We start from the raw sequence: 21,189 nt of genomic DNA on the forward strand, positions 1-21,189 counted from the left end.
ACCTCAATGAATCTGAGGAATACTTCCCGACTCTCGATACGACTCTGACAACTTCCCATGCGTGTTACGCCCGGAATGGCTATGATGTGTGCGTCAGTTATGATCGAACCAGTTGACGGGATGAACAGAATTTTTAATCGACCGGGCAAAGCGATTGCCTGTGACTCTCCAGATATGGACAAACTCTTCCATGGCGAAATGTCTCGTAACGGGTGGCGCCGGCTTCATTGGCAGCCACATGACCAGAGCGTTATTGAATGCCGGGCACGATGTCACCATTCTCGACAATCTTTCGACCGGGCAGGAAGTGAATCTACGCCCGTTTCGGGACCATCCGCGATTCAAGCTGACCATTGGTTCGATTACCGATTCTGTGCTCCTCTCCGAAGTCATGCTCGGCCAGGAGATTGTCTTTCATCTGGCAGCTGCCGTGGGAGTCAAACTGGTCGCTGATGACCCGGTTCGCACGATTCAGACCAATATCTACCCGACTGAGGAGTTACTTCGGCTGGCGGTTCAGAACCGATGCCGGGTCTTTATGGCTTCCACCAGTGAAGTCTATGGCAAGAACCCTAAAGAGCGTTGGACCGAAGAAGACGATCTCCAGTTCGGCCCCACCTCCAAACCACGCTGGGCTTATGGCTGCTCTAAGGCGATTGATGAATTTCTCTCGCTGGCTTACCACCGAAAGTACGACCTGCCTGTCGTGATTGGCCGTTTTTTTAACGTCGTTGGGCCGCATCAGATTGGGCATTATGGCATGGTTGTCCCACGCTTTGTCGATCAGGCACTCAAGGGTGGCCCGATTGTCATTTATGACGATGGTTCACAGGTTCGCTGTTTTGGCCATGTTGAAGAAGTGGTTCGCAGCGTGATCGATTTAATGCACACGCCGGCAGCCTTCGGGAAAGTTTTCAATATCGGTAGCGATCAGCCAGTGAGTGTTCGTCAGCTGGCGGAAAGAGTGATCGCCCTTGTCGGACGGCCTTGCGAAATCAAGCACATTCCCTACACAGAAGCTTACGGGGCAGACTTTGAAGATGTTCAACGTCGTGTTCCAGACCTGACGCGACTGGAATCCACGCTGGGCAGAAAACCCGTCCGCACACTGGATGATATCCTCAAGGACATCATTCAGTGGAAGCGGAGTAGTGACCCAGGTTCTGCCTGATCAAAAACGTCAGATAATGGATTGGCCCTCGCCTGCAAGCGAGGAGCTCCTGACATGCTTCTGCTTTAACGATAGCGGCTCATGTCACGACCGATGACCCGGCAAACAGGAAATGCATGACGTCATTGCCACCCCTTGATCCACCAAAGACCAACGGTTCCGGTGAATTCAACACCCCAGCCGAACCTTACCTGTTCGATGCAGCGGAAGATCTGTCACCGCTGCTCAAACAGGGCCGCTCGATTGAGCCACTGGTCATTGCGATTGCCTTTCTGGCACTTCTTCAACCTCTCTCGTTGGCATCTCCCGATGTCGAAGGTTCCGCCTGGATGCTCAGAGCCGTCTCTCTGGCGAATTCAGAAAATTCCAGCGAGTGGCTCATTCCCGGAATATCCGAAAAACTTCCAGCTCGCTTTTTACCCCCTGGAATCACCTGGCTACAGGCATGTTTTCTGAAACAGTTCGGGGTGCAGAACTACTGGTATCTGCCACTCATCTCGTACCTGGCCGGTGCCTGCGGCATCTGGTGGAGCTGGCGCCTCGTTCGACTTCTGGCCGATTCCCGCATGGCGCTGATCATGGTTGTCATGCTTTCGGTGCATGGTCAACTTTTCCGGATTGTGGGAAGCGCTGCGCCCTGGGCACTTTGCTGGGCATTAACGATTGCCGCACTTTTGCTGTTCAGCCTGCATTTGAAAAAGTCACCCACATTCTGGTCATGGCGGTTAGTGGCCTCAGGAGTGCTGGTGGGCGTTGCCATCCTGTGCGGAGGCATCCTGCCACTGGCACTGATCGGCCCTGTAGGTTTAGCTTGCGGACTGCTCACCCAGATTCCTGATCCCAGATCGGCTTATACCGCTTCACCGCCAGCCCCCACGCTGGCCACTCGCGGTGTCTGGGGAACGGCCGTGGTGCTGTTGATTGGGGGAATCCTCGGCGGCTGGTGGATTTTATTCACCACAATTTCCTGGGGATGGCCCGCATTTCAAAGCTGGTTCACGGGACAATTCGTTCCTACAGAGACAACCTCAGAACTCCTGACTCTTCATGATTTTGTTGCCACTTCTGCCCGCTTAAAAGCCCGGCACACATGGCTGGTGTGGACGGCCCCTTTAATTGGCTGGCAGATTCTCGGGGTGCTGGTCCTCGTGAATTGGAAAGGGCATCGCTGGCCAGAGTCTATGACACAGTTCGTCAGACCCTGGTTGATCATGACAATGGCGATTGGCCTGGCAGGCTGGGGGTTCGTGATCATTCAGGATAATGAGCAACAACTCTCACTGAACATGTGGCAAACGATTCTGTTGTTTTCCACCACCATGCTGGCAGTCATTGGACTGGAATCCATTCTCAGGCGCGAAACACGGGGCAGGGCACTGGCGATGCTCTCGATCATGACCGCCATGTGGTGTGTCTGGGGGATTTACCAGAATCGGCATATTCGATTCACCATGGCGACCGCCTCTCTGTTTCTATTGTTCTTCGCGGTGGCGGCAGGTCTCATCTGGTGGCGCACGATTCAGTTGCATTACGAAGCCCAGCGAAGACGGGTGATTAAAATCGTAATCGCATCACTTCTGGCGATACAGTTTGTGTGGGGGTACGTCATGCTGGAGCGTCCTCAAGAAGATGTCGCGTGCCTGCAGGCGTTCACAAAGGTTCTGAGTTCTGTTGCTGCGGCTGATTCCGTCTGCATTGTTTCACCTCAAGGTGTCGTCCCACCTCAGATCGAGCTGGCGGCACGAGTGGCACAACCTCAAGCCAGAATTTCCATTCAAGCTGAGGCTTGTGAGTTCACAGACAGCTCTCCCACGGCCAGCCACCTGGTTGTGGAATGGAGTCGTCGTGATCGCAAAGGTGTCTTCCGCGGTCCGACCGGGCATATGGTGGAATCGATCAACGAACCACTCCGCTTCCGTGGTCGCAGGCTGCTCATCTGGCAGATCCGTCCTCAAAACTCAGGGGTCTCACAGACAACAAGTAGATTGGATTAGGACAAAAAAAACCTGTTCAACGAAAAAAACAGATGAGCATCAATGCGAACTCAGGATCTTCATCGCTGCGGAGGCCACCTGCTGAACAGTGACATCACGAAAACAGGCCAGATGGTTATCACCTGTCATCGGGCAATGTTTGTGATAGCCCGCCCGGCAGGGAAGTTTCGTGGAGATCAATTGATGGATGCTTCCCGGTGGGCCGGACTGCACGGGATCTGTGCAGGTGAAAACTGCTGTGACCGGTGTCTGCATTTCCGCGGCCAGATGCATCGGCCCGGAATCATTACAGACGAGGACATTCAGTCGCGACAGTAAACTCGCCAATTGTGGTAGACTGGATTTTCCTCCCAGATCGATCATCTTCACTTGTGGGTTGACTGAGCCGATCAGTTCAGAGCACTTCCCCGTAAGTTGAGTTTCATCAGGGGCACCCAGAATTATAAGGCTCCCTTGCGTCTGTTCGGCCAGCTCCATCGCCACTTGAGCAAAGCTCTCGACGGGCCACGATTTTGTGACCCAACGAGTTCCCGGCTGAATGCCAATCAGCGGCCTGGGCAAACTCTCCAGCCAGCTCTCGACGAGTTGCTGATCACTTTGCGGAACCACGATTGACGGCGTCGTATAACGAGTCGAAACTCCCCAAGCCTCGGCCATTTTCCAATATCGGGCATGTGCCGGGATCTGACGAGAGGTTTGATCAACCATCGCATGATAAGCCCAGGAAGAGCCTTCGCGACTCGTCTGCAAGCCAATACGGTTGGCAGAACCTGTGGACAAAGTCATGACTCCGGTACGGAGTAGACCTTGCAGATCGATGACTGAATCAAAATCACGACTTCGCAGTTCACGGCATAACTTTAGAAACGACCAGAGACCGGCTCCTCGGTGAAATTCATAAATCTCATCGATCCAAGGAGAAAGCTGCACCACGCGGCGTAAACCCGCGGCAATCACCCAGCCGATCGTCACATCGGGCCAGCGTTCTTTGGCAGCTCTCGCTAATGGCAAGGCTTGAACGACGTCTCCCAGAGCACTGGGTTTGATGAACAGCAAACGGCGAGGCGGATGTTGTTCCCAGAAATCATCAGCAAGCAACCTCACATTATGGCCTTTAATCGCCACCAAGTTGAATAATCACCAGCAAGCCGGACTACGAAGGATTCAGGTTCGAAGCCACATCGGTCCGATAGGCCGAGACAGCGGGAATATACCCGACAATCACACCTAAAATTGCCAGTGCAGGGAGTAGTAACCATTCCATGGCCTGGAAGGCAAATCCATTGATCAATATTCCCGTCCTGGCTGTCACCACGGGAGCTGCCGCCAGAACCAGCAGATGACCAAGAATCAGCCCGGCAATACCGCCTCCAAGGCAGAGCAGTAGTGACTCGGTAATAATGATGCCAAAAATCGTTTCCCTTCGAGCCCCCAAGGCCCGCATGATAGCAATTTCTCGCCTTCGTTCCTGGAGCGATGAGTAGATACTCACGAAGATCCCTACTCCCGAAACAATAATAATCAGCCCAGTGAGCACCATCAGGAGAATGCGGATATTGCCAAGAATATCCGTCAAAAGCTGGTTCATCGGACGGATGGGGTTGGTGGCCTGAGCTTTGAATCCCTTCTTGAATTCCCCTTCCATAAGACCTGCCGCCATGAGTGTTTTCGTGGTGACAAGAATGGCTGTCACTTCCTTCTGAATCATGGGAACATCATGAAAATGCTCCTCGCCGGGGGCATGATTATGGTGATCGTGTCCGCCGTAACGTTTTTCAAGTTTGCGAACTTCTTCGGCCAGTACTTCAGGTTCTAAAGGTGCCAGTCCATAAAATTCCCGTTCTCGTTTAATGGCTTCATCAAAGGGTTTGTCGTGCCCTTGAATCTGATAGAAGCCATCGAGATTCACAAAGACGGAGCGGTCATTCGGCGTTCCTGTCGGTGCCAGAATGCCGACGACAGTGAACTTTTCATCGTGGACATGCCCGGTATCCGCCCCGCCGTGGATCATGCGGAATTGAGAACCTTCTTTCCAGCCGTTGGTCGCTGCGACTTTGGCGCCAATCACCGCATCAAAAGGCTTGCGGAGAAACGTCCCACGGACGGCAAATTCTCGATTATTCGCAAAGGGAATTGAGAAGTACTCAGGGACTGTGCCAACAATCGGGAAGGACCCTTCTTCTGTAGTATCCCCTAACGCAATTGGAATGGCCTGTTCGACACGAGGATCTTTCTGCAGATCTTTGTAGAAGCGGAAGGGCAGATTCTCGATCGGTGGGCTGACTCGATAAATCGAACTGAGTACGAGTTGCAGCGGGCTCCCCTTTGGCCCGACAACCAGATCGTATCCAATCGACGACTGCTGAAAGGTCGAAGCGATGACTCCATAGAGAATCATGACTGCCACCATCAGCATGACACCCAACGCCACTGATAAACCCGTGAGAAATGAAGCCAGCGAACGCTGACTCAGACTCTTCCAGGCGATCTGAAAGATACTCATCAGTTGACTCCCATGCTGTACGGTGTCGATGTCGAGGTTGCGGCCTGATTAAAACTGGCAAGTCGTTCGACGCGGCTGAATTGGCTGGCGACTTCTGACGTATGTGTCACCAGCAGCAAGGTGACATTGTTCTCGCGGCAAGTGGTTTGCATCAGTTCCAGAATGGCCTGTTGATTGGGCCCGTCGACGTTGGCTGTCGGTTCGTCAGCCAAGAGCAGCCGCGGCGTTTTTGCCAATGCACGAGCCACTGAAACCCGCTGCTGCTGGCCCACAGAAAGCTGCGATGGCCGGTAATGCAGACGATCTCCCAGCCCGACGCGCCCCAGTAACTCGATTGCCAGATGACGATTGGCAGGCTGGGAGGAAAAACTCATTCCCAATAGAACATTTTCGAGTGCGGTGAAGGCTCCCAAAAGATTAAATGTCTGGAAGACATAACCAATCCGTTCCGATCGAAAACGATCCCGAACTGGTTCGAGCATTCGGGTAATCTCAACCCCACCGACAGTGACCGTTCCTGAATCGGGTGTCGTAATGCCGGCAGCCACATTCAGCAGAGTCGTCTTGCCACTGCCACTCGTCCCGACCAGTGCCACCTGTTCTCCCTGATCCAGCGAAAAGGCTGGAATATCGAGAATCACTTGCGCAGCACCTGTGGGCGTGACATACGCCTTGCGAATCTGGTTGAGAATCAGCGACATGGCCAACCTTTGCAAAGTCGATTCGAGTCTCGATCAGAGATCATCATTATCTCAAGCAGTGAATCGTTGAATCTGTGGATTATTCAATCGTTTTCATGAATACAAGGCCTGAAATACATAACGACATGAGGTCTGATGTCGTGAGAATCTTTCTGCAGCAAACGTACTCTCCAACACACGCATTTACCATCATCAACAGCCGACTTTCACTCTCATCAGTCATAGGAGGTCTATGATTCAGAAATCTGCAGTACAGAAAGCCGAATCTATCTCAGACCGAAGAGACGGGCTCAACTTCCAGCACAGTCACAGGTGGCGTGTGAAGGGAAGCATGGATCCCGCCACCCACCAGATCAGGTTCCACCACTCTCATCGATTTCCATTTCCCCCCCAGGAAACGAAACATGAAGCCTAAGCCCATCACCATGATGTACACCGAGCAATACGCCCAGCACATCGACAACGTGGGTTTGTACCAGCCAAAAAGAATCACCGTGGGAGCAATCAACAATGCCAGGACGCATATCAGAGTGAAGATCATCGAAAATCGAGTATCTCCGGCACCGCGAATGGCAGATCCAAACACAATCGCCAGCGTGTCGAAAAATGAATAAGCTGCCACAAACCACAGCAATTGAATGACGACAACCTTCACTTCGGCAAAGTCTTCCCCATGGGCCTTCCATTCGTAAGGCGCCAATAGAAGCTGGGGAAGAAACAGATAAATTCCGCTGCAAAAGAGGATGTATCCCACAGAAAGTCCGACAGCCAGCCAGGTGGTTCTTGCTGCGAGATCTGGCCGACCTTCGGTAATCCGCATACCTACCAAAGTCGAAACAGCAATCCCCAGGCCAATCACAGGAATGAAAGCCAATGTGTTCAAATTGAAAGCCAGATTGGTCGCCACCTGTTCGGCTTTGCCCAGCCAGCCAATCGCATTCATAAAAAACGCCCAGCCAGAGACATCGATCAGGAGCAGCAAGCCGACGGGAAATCCGTAATAGAGCATGCGGAGCGTCAACTCCCGGTCAAATCCGTGATGCTTCCAGAACTGATAGCGACTGGCAATCGAAGGCCAGAACAATAACCCGCCAAGTGCGACACAGGTCGTGATGTTGGCGATGACATCTGTCAGTGCACCGCCAGCGATCCCCATTTCTGGAATTGGGCCCCACCCAAAGATAAACGCATAATCGAGCACGGCGTTAAAGGCGACACTGACGACGTTGACGAACATGACGACAGTGGTCTTGCCGCGACCAGTGAAAAAAGTCCCTAGAATCGTCGCCAGAACGGTCGGAACTCCTCCCAGCAGAAGTATCGACAGATAGGTCGATTCATGCCTTTGAATTTCAACATCATGACCAACCATTGCGAAGAACATGCCCGAAAATGGAGCGAGCAGCATCAGCAATCCGCCGCTGATCAAAGCAAAATAAAAGCCTTGCCACATGGTAGCGGCGACACGATCCGGCCTGACAGCACCTTCATACTGCGCCACGAAAGTATTCACATAGGAGCCCATACCATGAAAAATCGAGAGGACTGCCCAGAAAATGATCCCCGCAGGAAGAGCCGCAGCAACTTCATCAACGTGGTGCCAAGTCAGATAAATACGGTCAATAATGTGCATCAGCGATTGAGAACCGGCACTGATCACCATCGGGATGGCAATCATCAACAGTTCACGCATGGAGCCGGGCTGAGGCTGGTTGACCAGACGTTCGGTGCTGGCCACTCGCTGCTCCTCACTCTTCGCTGGATGGCCCTCAAGTGGGTTTGTCATACAGTCCGTGGTTGTCGCCATGAAGATAATTACTCAGGAAAATCTGCTCTTAGAAGTACGGCATAGGGGACGGACTGACAAGGTTGCCGTCCTTTGGTTCAATCAGATCTGAAAAAAGCTCATCATTTTCTTAGAATCGTGTTCTTCAAATCGAGCCAGACTTCGACCTTGCCTGAAGACTTCAATTGTCAGACGATCTGAAGCAAAGGATCTTGTCTGCGTGTTCGTCCAGTTGTGTGTTCGTCCAGAACTGCGCCATCATGAACAGATGAGACTCATGTTTCATCGTGAGTGTTCAATCCCTTTTTGTGAAAGCATTTCCTGCGATGAACCCCTTTGGCGAATTCTGGCTGATCACACTTTGTCTGGCGATCGCGACATTAATCTGCCTGATTGTCTGGACTCGACATCGGGGAAAAATCGCCTTTTCGCTGGCTTTAATTTTTGGTGTGCTGACAGTCGTCGTTCTGGCCATTGATTTGTCGATCACCACAGAAAGTGAAGTCGTTGCCGGAAGACTTACCCAGCTAACGAGCCTCTTTGAAGCCAAAAGTCCGGAAACTCTCGGGATGATCTCAGCCCAATCGCCCGATCTTCGAGAACTGGTGAATGCCGGGATGAAGATTGCGACAGTACGCGATCTTCGAATCTCGGATCTCACCACCCGCTTCACGACCGATGGGAGCCGGGCCATGGTCGAGTTCCGCATTTCGGGAGACATGGATCTGGTTGGCTTCGGGAATGTGGGTCGTCAACCGGCTAAGTTTGACACAGTCTGGGTGAAAGAGGAGGGGCTCTGGAAACTTTTGAGAGTCGTTCGCAAGAACCCTTTGAACGACAGCCCCATGGAAATGATGCGTCCTTCAGCCTCATAGTCATTCGATGAACAACCACCATCGTAATGTTACGTTGAGCGATCCAGAGGCGATTGATCTTGGCGGGCCGAATTCAAAAAGGTACTTTTGAGAAGATCGAGTAACGGGGCCTTGAGCAGGTGTGGCTGTTCTCACACGTCCGAAGGTTTGGCAGGGAGGCTGAACATCATGCAGGAGATACTTATTGTCGGTTCTGAGACAATGGTCGGTCATAACTGGCTCAAAGGATCAAAGATTCATGATCCTGAGGGATCGCATGAAGTCTCAGTGGTGGGCCTGCCATTAAATGCTCCTGCCAGCCGCCTGCAGGAAATCATCCGTGAGAGCAATTCGCGAAATCCCGGGACAAGCATCGTTCGGCGTGTCGTGCATTGCGGTGGTGCAGGAGAAAATGGCTGGGCGATTGGCACCAGCACGCCGTTCATCAGCACACAGCATGTCAGTGACTGGGCCAGAGCCTGCCATGAATTGCATCTGCCAATGACCTTGATCTCTTCAGATGCCATCTTCACAGGCCCGTGGATGTTTCATCCAGAGAACAGTGAGTCGATTTGCCCGTCACCAGCGGCAACTCATCTGCGTGAATTGGAAGCCGCCGTCCTCGACGCATCAGCTGGCCACCTGGTCGTACGCACCCATCCCTTCGGGTGGCACCATAAAAAAGGCTGGCTGGAGCAATGCCTCGGGGCTTTATCGAAGCAGTCTCCCATCGATATGGAAACTACGAGACATGCTTCGCCAATTTATGTCCGCGATCTGATCTCGATGATTCAGCGTGCCTGGGCTGGCGGACTGAGTGGGATTTACCATATTTCCGGAGCCGAGCGGATCAGTTGTGCCCAGTTTGTCCATCGGTTGGCACATGTCTTCCAACTGGAAGCGCAACGCATGCGGCCCCTTCATCCCCTGGAAGTTCGGGTATCGCGATTTGCAGCTGGCGAGACTTCCCTGCAGACGCGAAAAATTCGTCGGGCTCTGGGAATCTCCATGCCAATGTTCATGGACAGCCTCTATGCCCTTCGTAAGGAAGCAGAAGCTCAGAATTTCCTGAATCAGGAGATGATTGCCGCCTGAAAACCAGAGACATGTGTCAATCACCTGTTGCGGAATGACCTGTAGGGAAAACGGCGACTTTTCACGGTGATCCCGCTGAGAACCCGTCAAAATCACCTCAGCTAAAACTGCCCTCTTTCCATCCCCACCGGTGACCAGTAAGCTGCATGGGTGGGAGGTACATCCAGTGCAGTATTACAAGCGTTACCGCATGGAATTGGATCTGGTTCAGCAGCCAATTGAATCACCGGTATTGCCAGAGAATTATCTATGGCTGCCGTGGCAGGCTGATCGACTTGAAGTCCATGCCAGTGTGAAGTCGCAATCTTTTCGACATGAAGTCGACTCTCACGTTTTTCCTTGTCTGGCGGATTATTACGGCTGCCTGCGACTGATGCAGGAGATCGCTCTTCAACGAACTTTCTGCCCCCAGGCGACGTGGCTGGTCGGTTGTCAATCGGCCGATCATGGGATTATCGAATGCGGCACGATTCAGGGAATCTGCCCGTCCGATTATCTGGGTTCGATTCAGAATGTGGGAGTGATTCCCGGACATCGCCGCTTGGGGATTGGCAAGGCTCTGGTACTCAAGAGTATTGAAGGCTTTCGCGCAGCTGGGCGTAAACGCGCGACTCTGGAAGTGACTGCCACCAATTTCTCTGCTGTCGAACTTTATCGTTCTCTGGGCTTTTGTATTACTCGCACCATGTATCGGGAAGCGGTCGACGACTCTCTCTTAAGCACCTGACGATCGATCTTTGTGCGTCAGGAAAGTGCTTCCCGATATTGAGCAGCGGCGACTTCCGGGGGAACAGCGTTGATGAATGCGCCAGTTCCCCATTCAAAGCCCGCAATTCCTCCCATACGCGGCAAAATCTCGAGCCGCCAGTGAAAAGCTGACAGCTCTTGTTCACGAAGTGGGGCCGTATGAATCACCAGATTGTAATCCGGATCATGGGCCACTGTTTCTAACGCGGTTAATAATCGTTTGAGCAGGCTGGCAAGTTCCTCGCAGTCATCGTCGGTGATGGAACTGAAATGTGCTTGCGCCTTTAGTGGCAGAATACGAAGTTCAAACGGAAAGCGGCTGGCGTAAGGCGCCACCACCAAAAATCGAGAGGTCTTTTGAACCACGCGTCGCTTGAGCAACTGTTCCTGCTCGATCAATTCGCTCCATAAGGAGACTCGACGTGTCTCATAATCGACTCGGCAGGCGTTGAATTCGTGGAGCATTCGAGGTGGGACGAAAGGCAGTGCCATCATCTGCGAATGGCTGTGAGGAAGCGATGCCCCCGCGAGTCGTCCATGATTCTTGAAGATCAACCCGTACTGCCAGTGGTGCCCGTCCTGCATGTAAGCCCGCAATCGATCTCTCCAGAGACTGATCACCAGACCGATTTGATCTATCGAGAGCCTGCTCAAATGCGTTTCATCATGAGGACATTCGACAACCACGTCGTGCAGGCCAATCCCGGCGAGTGGAGCTTGCCTCGCTAGATCTAGATAGTTGTTAGACCCCACCGTCGATAACAGTTCGTCCCCCTGAGAAATTTGATTCCCAAACTCCTGCAACGGGAAAACAGCGGGATAACGATTGGAGATACAGCGAACGAGCCACCCTGGTGTATTGGGAAGACTCCCCCCCGTACGGATCGCCAGCGACTCAGACTCTGTCAGTTGCTCATTTCCTTCCAGAAATGGATCTGTTGAGTCGCTTGATGGCTTTGAATGGCGACTGATCGGAGCCGAAACCGCTTGAAGATGAACTGGTCGCTCACTGCGAACGGGCGATATCAGAACCACATCGTTCGTTATGGGATCGACTCGAAGTTCACTTTTCATACCTCCGCACCAGCCGCCGTTTCTAATTGAACTATGCCATTCTGATGATCGAGATTCAGTTCTTACGGATGTGCCGCACCATGGGCCGAACTTGAGCCGTGAGCAGCGGCATCAACATCCCGCTTCAGACTTGCCAGGTAAGCGACAAGGTCTCTTAAATCTCGGCGGGAAATCTTGCCCGCAAGATCTTCGGGCATGCCGGATTTACCCACTGAGCGTTCTTCGATTTCCGCCACATTGACCGTGATGGGTTGCCCTTCAGCGGGCTGCAGAATCAGTTTTCCATTACTCTCAGACTTGATAATTCCCACCAGCACACGGCCATCTTCCATACCGAGAATGGCTGTTTCAAAGCCCTTGGCAATCACTCGATTGGGATCGACAATTGCTTCGAGCAGATACTCTGACGATTTTTCGGCACCAATTTTTGTCAGGACAGGCCCCACTTCGCCACCTTGAGAACCGACTTTGTGGCAACGCTGGCAACTCACTTCACTGCGATTGAAGAAAATATCTCGACCACGTTCGATATCACCACCAGCCACAAGTTCACGATGTTTCGAGAGATGATCATTGGCGTCTCGTGAAGATTCAAAACTGGCGAGTGCCTTTTTCGAGACTTCCGATTTTTTCTTCTGAGCAGCTTCAATTAAGTCCAGCCAGACTTCCGGAGGTGCTGACCGATCTGCCAGTCGAAGGAACCAGGCGTCCAGCGTTTTCTGTGCTTGTTCATCCGACAGACTGGCCAACGTGGCGATCCCCTGTTGCACCTCGACGGAGGGGGATTGGGGCGTCAATGTTTCCAGGTATTTCAAAGATCGAGCACCATCCAGTTTGACAAGGACGGCAGCAGCACCGGCTCGAACCTCCGGGTTCGCATCATCAATCAGCTTCGAGGCGATTTCTGTCAGCTGAGAATCTTTCAATGATTTCAAAGCGGATAGTGCTGCCAATCGTTCGGAACTTTCGGCTTTCACCGAGAGAGCCGCTTCTCGCAGAATGGGCTGAACTTCCTCGATGCCATACTTGGCGGCGAGCTTGGTGGCTGCTTCTCGAACTTTGGTCGGGCTGGCAAGCATCGACGTCAGAAGTGGTCTGATGGCGTCAGCAATCTCCACATTTCGTGTGGCCAGTGGGCGATAATCACCCAAGACACGATCAAGCACAGCAGGGCTATTCCAGTTGAGGAGCTCTTCAATCGCTTCGATCCGCAATGAGTCTGACACCGAAGAATTCGCTGCAACCTGTGCCACCCGTAAGGCTGATTCAACGTTGCCGATACGATAGCTCGCATTCAGAATCCGGCGGGCAAGCGCGTCAGAAGTTGTTCCAGCGATGGGCAGAGCCGCCAGTTTTTCCAGATGAGTCGTCGTCGGGAGGTCATGGATGGCTCTGGCCGCTTCGAGCACGATGAGGGGGTCGGCATCGGAGAGGGCCATACCTAAATCGGCAGATTCCATACGCCTTAATGCCACCACGGCAGCCAGGCGGACGGCAGGGGAGGGATTCTTCAAAAGTGCCGCAATCTGCTGGGAATCACCCACACCTGTCAGACCCACAACCAGAGCGTGTCGCAAAAACGGATCTGTGTTGTTGCTTAATGTCAGAGCTTCAACCAAGGCTTTTTCCTGACCGTGCCCTTTCAACTGGCCCAGGGCAATCGCTGCCTGCGCCTGGACATGAGCATCGGCATCTTTCAGCAGCTTTCCCAACTGGGCAGCAGCAGGTTGATAGCGAAGATCACCTAAAGCGACGCAAGTGGCTTCGCGAACTTCGGCTGAAGGATCCGCCAGGAGCGGGAGAAGCAGTTCTGCAGTCGGAAGTTTTTGTCGCGCCAGTTGCCCCAGGCCCCAGATGGCATGCAGTCTGGCAAAAGTGGACGAGCTCTTTGTCGCCTGTTGAGCCAGCACTTGGGTGGCTTGCCTGGAAACCAGGGCAAACTGTGCTCGCTGCCGCACGCGATAATCAGCGTGAGACAACAGCTTTGTCAGATCCTCGATCGATCGATCTGTAAAACCTTCGCGGAAGAGTTTTGCGACTTCACTACCGGAGGTGTTTGCAGCATCGGCAAATCGATAAACGCGGCCTTTACCGAGGCCTTCCCAACCGTTGACCCAGTCGGTGACGTAGAGATTGCTGTCGTATCCGAAATCGACATCAGTCGCGAGAATGCCCCAGATGAACATTTCTGATTCGGCAATCTCAAATCCAGCCCCCTTGGGCTTATTCACCAGTGCGCGGATCCCGCTGATAGCAGGTGTCCCGCGAAAATCGGCTAGAAAAAACCAGTCGTCATACTTGGCGGGCAGGCCGGTTCCCGGATTATGAGTCAGACCTGATGGCCCATCGGAAAAGTTCAAAATGGGTGGAACAATGTAGGCAGCCTGTTCCGGATGAGCCGGATGCCAGAGCTTCTCACGATTCCAGGGACCACGATCGTTGAGATATTGGTAGTTCATGCGCCAGCCGGTATCGCTCTGACGCATGACGTATGTCCAACGGGCTTTGTCGCCACCATCTGAGTTGTTGTCACCAGTGAAAAGGCGTCCGCGATTATCAAACGCCAGTTCCTGAGGATTGCGTAATCCGGTGGCGAAGACTTCAAGGTTGCTGCCGTCGGGTTCGCATCGAAAAACAGCCCCACGGTCGGGATTAACGAGCTTGCCTTCAGGAGTTGTGATGTTGTAGCCGCGGTCACCAATGCTGAAATAGAGCCTGCCATCGGGACCAATGGCTAAGCCGTGGGAATCGTGCCCACGAAAAGCGAACCTTACCCCATAGCCTTCGCTGAGCACTTTTTTCTGATCAGCTACGCCATCGCCGTTGGTATCGGTGAGCATCCAGAGTTTGGGGATGCAGGTGTAATAGACGTTTCCATTCCATGCGAGTATGCCCGCACCTGTCCCGTCTGCGATATCGTTGAACCCATCAGCAAAGACAGTGGCGGTTTCGTAGACCCCATCACCATCGCGATCTTCGAGTTTTCGAATGCGATCGTGTTCTTTGGTGTAGCGCTTGTCAGCATCGGGAATGTGCTTTCGCATGTAGGCCACGCGGTCGGCGACAGTCTGTGCAGAAAGGTCATCCTGCAACCAGTTCATATGGCTGCGATTGTCTTCTACACCTTTGCTCTGCCGGAATGTCTCAGCCACATAGAGATTTCCCTGTTCGTCGAAACAGAAAGCGACAGGGTTGGCAATTTCCGGCTCTGAAGCAGCCAGCTTGACCTCAACGCCTTTGGGGAATTTGAATCGAGATTTCGCCAGTTCCGCTTCATCTGACTTTTCACTGATCGGTGGCGAATAGGTCTCCTGCCCAAAAGATTCCGGAATCAAAGGTAACGCTGCGGCAAAAACCCAAGCCAGCATGGCGACTCGAAAACTCAATCGATCCATATCGCAGATTCTCATCAAAAAATGCTCATTATCGAGAAAACACATGTGAATCAGTCTAATGTCAGTTGATCGAAAAGACACACCAATCTCATCTCAACCGAGGCGTTGCATTTCGCAACAACACATGGGTGTGTATTTTTTTGAAACACCCATCAGCATACGTCGATTGTTCGAAAACTGGACTTCATGGAAGAAACCCGTCCAGGTTGATGGAGTTCAGTTCTTCCAGATCACCTGACGAGCAAAACACAAAACATCGTAAGTCTTTTAATTCAATAATATTAAAGAAAAACGCAAGCGACTTAAATCATCATCCCAGCGAAATTGGCACATTGAATGCTCAGGAATCGTTCCAGATTCAGCAAACTTACTTGAGTTCGAGAAGGGATGATCGAATGCTTGTTCTCACCCGCAAGACCAATGAAACCATCCAACTGGGTGGCTCCCAAATTACAATCACCGTTGTGAACGTCGGCGGCGGGCGAGTGAGACTGGGAATTCAGGCACCATCTGAAGTACGGATTGAGCGGCTGGAAAAAACTTCCAATCGTCAGCTCTCCGAGGTCACTTGTAAGTAGATCCTTCACAACGCCGCGGACCCAGTGAACTCCACTGCGGTCATGAATGGTTGTGAGATGTGGAGCAAAGAAATTTTGCCACAGTAAAGTTTCTTTCACTGATCGAGCGTCCGCGAAGTACCCACAGTATTTGATAATTCTGGCCGCTGAAGAGTTGCCCCGCACCAGCCAGCCTTTGGGAATTTTTCCCTCAAGGCTTGCTGAGCGTCGTTGAGTCATGGAGAAATACAGCGCCGCATCTCTGGCCATCGACCACAATTCGCAGGATTCACCTTCCTTAGAGATTGCGTCCCTGCGTGCGGGTCCGTATGAATAGCAGTTGATGTGTTGCCGGAGCAATTTGACCTACCGCTCCGCCGTTGTATTCACTCGCCCTTTCTGACTCGAATCAACATCTGAGGCATTCATGCGTAATGTTGTGTCTGTAATTCTTGGTGGTGGCAAAGGGACTCGCCTTTACCCTCTGACCAAAGACCGTTCCAAGCCTGCTGTTCCACTGGGCGGAAAGTATCGCCTGATCGACATTCCGATCTCCAACTGCCTGAACAGCGGCCTGAATCGAATCTATCTGCTGACACAGTTCAACTCCGTGAGTCTTCATAAGCACATTCGCCAGACTTATCGATTTGACCGGTTTGATGGCGGATTTGTTGAGATCATGGCTGCTCAGCAGACCATGGAAGGAGAAGCCTGGTACCAGGGGACTGCCGACGCTGTTCGCAAAAACATGCGACATCTCGAACAGAAGGGGATCGATTACGTTCTCATCCTTTCTGGCGACCAGCTCTATCGCATGGATTTCCAGGAAATGATTGCCACACACCAGGCCGCAAAAGCCGATGTGACGATTGCCGGATTACCTGTCACCAGAGAAGCGGCCCGTGGCTTCGGTGTCATGCGTCTGGACGACACCGGCAAGGTGCTTGGCTTCCTCGAAAAGCCCCAGACCGACGAAGAAATCGATCTCGTCAAAATGGATCCCAAATGGATCGATGCCCAGGGAATTGAGAGCAAAGGCCGAGATTGCCTGGCCAGTATGGGGATTTACCTCTTCAATCGCGACGTACTCGTCGATCTGCTTTCTCGCAGCGACTACCACGACTTCGGGAAAGAGATTTTTCCCATGTCGATCCGCACCCATAAAGTTCAAGTGCATCTGTTCGATGGTTACTGGGAAGATATCGGAACCATCCGTTCGTTCTACGATGCCAATCTCGATCTGGCCAAGTCGAGTCCGCCTTTCAGCCTAGCGGATGCGAAACGCCCGATCTTCACTCATGCCAGATTTTTGCCACCCGTGCGTCTCGAAGGGGCCACCGCCACTCAGACGCTCATTGCCGATGGAGTCTCTGTTGGGACGGGAACAGTCCTGGAGAATTGCGTGATCGGGTTGCGTTGTCGGATCGGTAAGAAATCGACAATTCGCAACACGATCATCATGGGTGCCGACTCATACGAAACTGAAGCCGAATTGGCAGCAAACCGTAAGCTGGGAATTCCTCCTATGGGGATTGGCGATGGCTGCGTCATCGACGGCGCCATCATTGATAAAGATTGCCGCATTGGAAACAACGTAAAGATCACCAACTGCCAGACGGGGACACTCCCCAAAGACAGTCCACTCGTGCTGCAGGATGGTGTGCTTGTCGTTCCCAAAGGCACCACCTTGCCCGATGGGTGGTCTCTGGAAGCACTAGGGGCATCACGCTGAATTTCGTCTGTTCCACAACCGGTTTTGCCCGCCACACATTGATCTGTGGCAATCAGGTATCGATTTCGAACACTGTTGATAGACACACTGGGAGGGCCGTTTCATGTTCTCTGCAACTCAATCGACTTTTCGCTTCCTGACGGGATTCACTCCAGCGATCTATTCGATCATTGGAGCATTGTGCCTGACAGCAGGTTTCGCGACGTCTCGCCTTAATGCTGCTGAAGACTATGTTGTTTACGAAGGCTCAGCCGGCCCAGGTCAGGGAAAACACATTGTGTTCCTGGCAGGCGATGAAGAATATCGCTCGGAGGAATGCCTTCCCCAACTGGCAAAAATTCTGGCAGCCCGCCATGGCTTCAAATGCACTGTGCTCTTCTCCATTGATGAGAGCACTGGGGATATCAATCCTCAAAACGGCAAATCACTCAGTCACCCTGAAGCCATTGATACCGCTGACGCATTCGTGATGCTGCTGCGATTTCGTCAATGGCCCGATGAAACCATGGCTCGATTCATCAAGGCTGTCGAAGCTGGCAAACCAGTGATTGCGCTGCGTACCAGCACACACGCTTTCAACTATGGCGGTAACTCAGACAGCCCCTTTGCAAAATACGGCTGGAACTATTCGAAAGCTCCGGAATGGAAAGGCGGTTTTGGCAAGCAGATTCTGGGAGAAACCTGGGTGGCACATCATGGTCATCACAAAGTGGAAGGAACCCGAGGCATTATCGAGCCCTCACAAGCAGAACACCCGATTCTGCGAGGTGTGAAAGATGTCTTTGGCGATACCGACGTTTACACAGCCAATCCACCAGCAGATGCCACCATCCTCATGCGTGGGGAAGTGACCAAAACTCTGGAACCAGATTCGCCCGCAGTCGAAGGGAAGAAAAACAATCCGATGCAGCCAATTGCCTGGACTCGTGACCACAAGCACGAAACAGGCTCGACAAGTCGTATTTTCACGACCACCATGGGCTCAGCCACAGACATTCAAAGCGAAGGTGTCCGCAGGATGATCATCAATGCGGTCTATTGGGGACTGGGGCAGGAAGCCGCCATTGATCCCACCTCGAATGTGGCTTTTGTCGGCGAATTTGTACCGACCATGTATGGCTTTGGTTCCTACAAAAAGGGGATTAAACCCGCCGATCTGAAGATGTCGCCAGAAGAACTTCAACAGGCGGCCAGTCGTTAGTTTCAACTTGCTTTCCCTGCCAGCCAGCGTTTGCAGGATCGATAGCGACTTCGCCGACATGACTTCGAGAAACCCCGTCAACATCGATTGTTGGCGGGGTGAATTTATTGAGTGAGAAAGGTCGCTGGGCTCGGCTCATCCCGATTCCAATGAACTAATGCGCGGCGGGTGGCTGGGGTTGAATACTGCAAACTGTATTATCCCCACACGATAGCTGCAAAACTCCGCTCAAACTTATCTCGTTCAGACAGCCTGTAGTCTGCCATCTGGTGGTGATGAAAAGTGATCCATAGCCTGTTAGATACCAAGATCACGGCTCGTGACAGCGTCCAGAAGTTTTGAAAACTTCCGCTTCATCAGTCACTGGATGACACTGAGTGCTCGTTGAGTTCATCGAGTGTCACGAATTCGAGTGTCGAGATATGAGTTGCTTCGAGAACCACGGGAGGAGCGACGCCGTGTTCGAGTGCTTCCTTCCAACGGACAACACACAGACACCAGCGGTCTCCGGGCTTTAATCCGGGAAAATTCCACTGAGGAACTGGCGTAACGAGATCATTACCACGCGCCTTGGAAAACTGCAGAAATTCTTCGGTGACTTCTGAACAAACCAGATGCAGGCCTGTGTCGTCACCCCCGGTATTGCAGCAACCGTCTCGATAGAAGCCCGTCAAAGGGTCAAAACCACAGGGAATCAGGGGAGTTCCCAAGACATTACTGGCTGTTCTCATGACGAATACTCCTCCTTTGGAACCATGGGACAGTTCTGCCGGAGTTTCCATTGCCTGGCTATCCGATCAACTGCATGCAGCATTGCTAAACAGTTCGCCTGATGCAACTGCCAGAAAAGGGCTTGAATCAAAATCGTGATCACTTACCGGGTGTTTTTGGCTCTATACGGGGTTCTGCGACATCGAGGCAGAGCAGGGTGTCTTCATCCCGCAGATACAATTGACCATTGGCAAGAACTGGTGCCACCCACGTGGGATAACTGAGATCTTCCCAACCGGTACGACTAACCTCTCGATAACCCTGACGAGAGAATTCCCCCAGCATGAGAGTGCCACGTTCACTCCATAAGATATACCGATCTCCGATGCGGATTTTTGAGCCTCGCCCAAAAAATGGCCAGGGAACCTCTTCACCCGTATCGCGACGTTTCAATCGACCTGTCTGCGAACTTCTCTCCAGAAGTTCGGCATCGATATTCAAGCCAGATTCTTCCCACAAAAGCTCACCCGATTCTGCATCGACGGCCTGAAGCATCGCACCATTTTCATGCCTGCCAGAAAACCCATAGATAACTCCTTGATCATAAAAGGGAGTTGACCAGTGGGCCTGTAACTGATCGGGCTTCTTCCAGACTTCTATAACACCCACCCCGCCAGGCTGAAGTTCCAACAGCACAGATCCGGCTTCATAAGCCGCGACTAAAAGAATTTTTCGACCCCAGACGACAGGCCTAGCAGCATTAACCGATTCATGGACTCGCGCGCGGAACCAGTAGTGAAATCGCTCCTTACCGGTTTCTGGATCGAGCGAGACTAATCCCTGCCGCATCAGACAGAGTAAATGCCTTTTGCCATCGACTTCATGAATGACAGGCGATGAGTAACTGACCACCATTTCTTCTCCAGTCCAGCGATAGGGCTTTCCTGTTGAAGTCACACAGCCATCCCAGGTTGACTTTCCTACGGCTTCCCAAAGGACGTTTCCTGTGGCGAGATCAAAAGCCACGACACCCGAATTTGGTTGTCCGCCGACCAGGACAATCAAACGCTGGCCATCGATGATCGGGCTGCAGCCAAATCCAAAGAAATGCTCAGGCACCCGCCATTTTTTGGCACAATCCACTTCCCACTTCAACTGGCCATGTTCGAGATCCAGACAGATCAGTCGCCCCTCCGCCCCAAAGGTGATCACCAGACCTTGGGCAATCAGCGGAGTGGCTCTCGGGCCGCCATTGTATCCGTAAGGATCGACATACGACGTGGTCGTCTCATATCGCCAGAGCCTTTCCCCAGTCGTGGCTTTCAGGCAATCGACAAACTCCTGTTTTCTGATCCGGTGATGAATGATTACTCGATCACCGACAACCGAAGGTGCCGAATAACCTTCACCAATTGTGGCTTTCCATAACACGGGAGGCCCTGAAGCAGGCCATTTCTTCGCCAGATCTGTCTCATGGGAGATTCCGAGATGTGTCGAACCCAGAAACCATGGCCAATCTTCGGCCTGAGCCCCATGGCCCAGACCTGACAAAATTACGCCCATCAGCAGCAGCACACCTGGCACTGATGCAATGGATCGTCCTGCCCGGCGTGCTGCAGACCTTGTCATGAGAAAGCCCTATTGAAAGAAGCGACTGCCTGAAAAGCC

General features: G+C 52.4%; 16 protein-coding genes. 8 read left to right on the forward strand and 8 right to left on the reverse strand.

Annotated features, from left to right (window positions below):
• The first annotated feature begins 190 nt into the window (after positions 1-190).
• A complete protein-coding gene (locus PLIM_RS10150; protein WP_013110223.1) occupies positions 191-1,171 on the forward strand; it encodes an NAD-dependent epimerase/dehydratase family protein in 981 nt (326 codons plus the stop codon).
• A gap of 116 nt (positions 1,172-1,287) precedes the next feature.
• Positions 1,288-3,165: an ArnT family glycosyltransferase gene (locus PLIM_RS10155; RefSeq protein ID WP_013110224.1), complete on the forward strand. Its 1,878-nt coding sequence runs from the start codon at positions 1,288-1,290 to the stop codon at positions 3,163-3,165.
• Positions 3,166-3,204: 39 nt separating this feature from the next.
• Here the strand turns inward: PLIM_RS10155 and PLIM_RS10160 are convergent, their stop codons facing one another.
• From PLIM_RS10160 to PLIM_RS10175, 4 genes are all read right to left on the reverse strand, one after another.
• The gene (locus PLIM_RS10160) at positions 3,205-4,263 is read right to left on the reverse strand and encodes a glycosyltransferase family 9 protein (protein ID WP_196349565.1); all 1,059 of its coding nucleotides are present in this window, start codon (positions 4,261-4,263) and stop codon (positions 3,205-3,207) included.
• A gap of 55 nt (positions 4,264-4,318) precedes the next feature.
• A complete protein-coding gene (locus PLIM_RS10165; RefSeq protein WP_013110226.1) occupies positions 4,319-5,668 on the reverse strand; it encodes an ABC transporter permease in 1,350 nt (449 codons plus the stop codon).
• On the reverse strand, positions 5,668-6,369 hold the full coding sequence (locus PLIM_RS10170) for an ABC transporter ATP-binding protein (RefSeq protein WP_013110227.1): 702 nt from the start codon (positions 6,367-6,369) through the stop codon (positions 5,668-5,670). The genes PLIM_RS10165 and PLIM_RS10170 overlap by 1 nt, the downstream gene beginning before the upstream one ends.
• Positions 6,370-6,640: 271 nt before the next feature.
• On the reverse strand, positions 6,641-8,107 hold the full coding sequence (locus tag PLIM_RS10175; protein WP_013110228.1) for an MATE family efflux transporter: 1,467 nt from the start codon (positions 8,105-8,107) through the stop codon (positions 6,641-6,643).
• A gap of 374 nt (positions 8,108-8,481) precedes the next feature.
• Between PLIM_RS10175 and PLIM_RS10180 the strand changes: the two genes are divergently transcribed.
• From PLIM_RS10180 to PLIM_RS10190, 3 genes are all read left to right on the forward strand, one after another.
• A complete protein-coding gene (locus PLIM_RS10180; protein ID WP_013110229.1) occupies positions 8,482-9,030 on the forward strand; it encodes a hypothetical protein in 549 nt (182 codons plus the stop codon).
• A gap of 168 nt (positions 9,031-9,198) precedes the next feature.
• On the forward strand, positions 9,199-10,104 hold the full coding sequence (locus PLIM_RS10185; RefSeq protein ID WP_013110230.1) for a sugar nucleotide-binding protein: 906 nt from the start codon (positions 9,199-9,201) through the stop codon (positions 10,102-10,104).
• 166 nt (positions 10,105-10,270) lie between these two features.
• Positions 10,271-10,831 (forward strand): GNAT family N-acetyltransferase, encoded by a 561-nt coding sequence (locus tag PLIM_RS10190; protein ID WP_013110231.1) that lies wholly within the window; start codon positions 10,271-10,273, stop codon positions 10,829-10,831.
• 17 nt (positions 10,832-10,848) lie between these two features.
• Here PLIM_RS10190 and PLIM_RS10195 read toward each other — a convergent pair whose 3' ends face one another.
• Both PLIM_RS10195 and PLIM_RS10200 read right to left on the reverse strand, forming a co-directional pair.
• Positions 10,849-11,925 carry a galactose-1-phosphate uridylyltransferase gene (locus PLIM_RS10195; protein ID WP_013110232.1) on the reverse strand — a complete coding sequence of 359 codons (1,077 nt, stop codon included), beginning with the start codon at positions 11,923-11,925 and terminating at the stop codon, positions 10,849-10,851.
• 62 nt (positions 11,926-11,987) lie between these two features.
• Complete coding sequence (locus PLIM_RS10200; protein ID WP_013110233.1) at positions 11,988-15,320, reverse strand: PVC-type heme-binding CxxCH protein; 3,333 nt, start codon at positions 15,318-15,320, stop codon at positions 11,988-11,990.
• A gap of 395 nt (positions 15,321-15,715) precedes the next feature.
• On the opposite strand from PLIM_RS10200, the gene PLIM_RS23665 reads away from it, so the two are divergent.
• The 3 genes from PLIM_RS23665 to PLIM_RS10215 all read left to right on the forward strand — a co-directional run bounded on the left by PLIM_RS23665 (position 15,716) and on the right by PLIM_RS10215 (position 18,810).
• Positions 15,716-15,898: a carbon storage regulator gene (locus PLIM_RS23665; protein WP_013110234.1), complete on the forward strand. Its 183-nt coding sequence runs from the start codon at positions 15,716-15,718 to the stop codon at positions 15,896-15,898.
• 406 nt (positions 15,899-16,304) lie between these two features.
• Entirely contained in the window at positions 16,305-17,609 is a 1,305-nt protein-coding gene (locus PLIM_RS10210) for a glucose-1-phosphate adenylyltransferase (protein ID WP_013110235.1), read from the forward strand.
• Positions 17,610-17,712: 103 nt separating this feature from the next.
• A complete protein-coding gene (locus PLIM_RS10215) occupies positions 17,713-18,810 on the forward strand; it encodes a ThuA domain-containing protein (RefSeq protein ID WP_013110236.1) in 1,098 nt (365 codons plus the stop codon).
• Between the two features lie 356 nt (positions 18,811-19,166).
• Here PLIM_RS10215 and PLIM_RS10220 read toward each other — a convergent pair whose 3' ends face one another.
• Both PLIM_RS10220 and PLIM_RS10225 read right to left on the reverse strand, forming a co-directional pair.
• Positions 19,167-19,541 (reverse strand): DUF2237 family protein, encoded by a 375-nt coding sequence (locus PLIM_RS10220; protein ID WP_013110238.1) that lies wholly within the window; start codon positions 19,539-19,541, stop codon positions 19,167-19,169.
• Between the two features lie 139 nt (positions 19,542-19,680).
• Positions 19,681-21,150, reverse strand: coding sequence for an outer membrane protein assembly factor BamB family protein (locus PLIM_RS10225; protein WP_013110239.1), 1,470 nt, complete (start codon positions 21,148-21,150; stop codon positions 19,681-19,683).
• Positions 21,151-21,189: the final 39 nt, after the last annotated feature.

This window comes from Planctopirus limnophila DSM 3776, from assembly GCF_000092105.1.
In the GTDB taxonomy this organism is placed as follows: domain Bacteria; phylum Planctomycetota; class Planctomycetia; order Planctomycetales; family Planctomycetaceae; genus Planctopirus; species Planctopirus limnophila.

Bases quoted from the DNA above. Each gene is read 5' to 3' on its own strand.
- PLIM_RS10150 (WP_013110223.1), top strand. From the start codon at position 191: ATGGCGAAATGTCTCGTAACGGGTGGCGCCGGCTTCATTGGCAGCCAC.
- PLIM_RS10155 (WP_013110224.1), top strand. From the start codon at position 1,288: ATGACGTCATTGCCACCCCTTGATCCACCAAAGACCAACGGTTCCGGT.
- PLIM_RS10165 (WP_013110226.1), bottom strand. From the start codon at position 5,668: ATGAGTATCTTTCAGATCGCCTGGAAGAGTCTGAGTCAGCGTTCGCTG.
- PLIM_RS10170 (WP_013110227.1), bottom strand. From the start codon at position 6,369: ATGTCGCTGATTCTCAACCAGATTCGCAAGGCGTATGTCACGCCCACA.
- PLIM_RS10180 (WP_013110229.1), top strand. From the start codon at position 8,482: ATGAACCCCTTTGGCGAATTCTGGCTGATCACACTTTGTCTGGCGATC.
- PLIM_RS10185 (WP_013110230.1), top strand. From the start codon at position 9,199: ATGCAGGAGATACTTATTGTCGGTTCTGAGACAATGGTCGGTCATAAC.
- PLIM_RS10195 (WP_013110232.1), bottom strand. From the start codon at position 11,925: ATGAAAAGTGAACTTCGAGTCGATCCCATAACGAACGATGTGGTTCTG.
- PLIM_RS10200 (WP_013110233.1), bottom strand. From the start codon at position 15,320: ATGGATCGATTGAGTTTTCGAGTCGCCATGCTGGCTTGGGTTTTTGCC.
- PLIM_RS23665 (WP_013110234.1), top strand. From the start codon at position 15,716: ATGCTTGTTCTCACCCGCAAGACCAATGAAACCATCCAACTGGGTGGC.
- PLIM_RS10210 (WP_013110235.1), top strand. From the start codon at position 16,305: ATGCGTAATGTTGTGTCTGTAATTCTTGGTGGTGGCAAAGGGACTCGC.
- PLIM_RS10215 (WP_013110236.1), top strand. From the start codon at position 17,713: ATGTTCTCTGCAACTCAATCGACTTTTCGCTTCCTGACGGGATTCACT.
- PLIM_RS10220 (WP_013110238.1), bottom strand. From the start codon at position 19,541: ATGAGAACAGCCAGTAATGTCTTGGGAACTCCCCTGATTCCCTGTGGT.
- PLIM_RS10225 (WP_013110239.1), bottom strand. From the start codon at position 21,150: ATGACAAGGTCTGCAGCACGCCGGGCAGGACGATCCATTGCATCAGTG.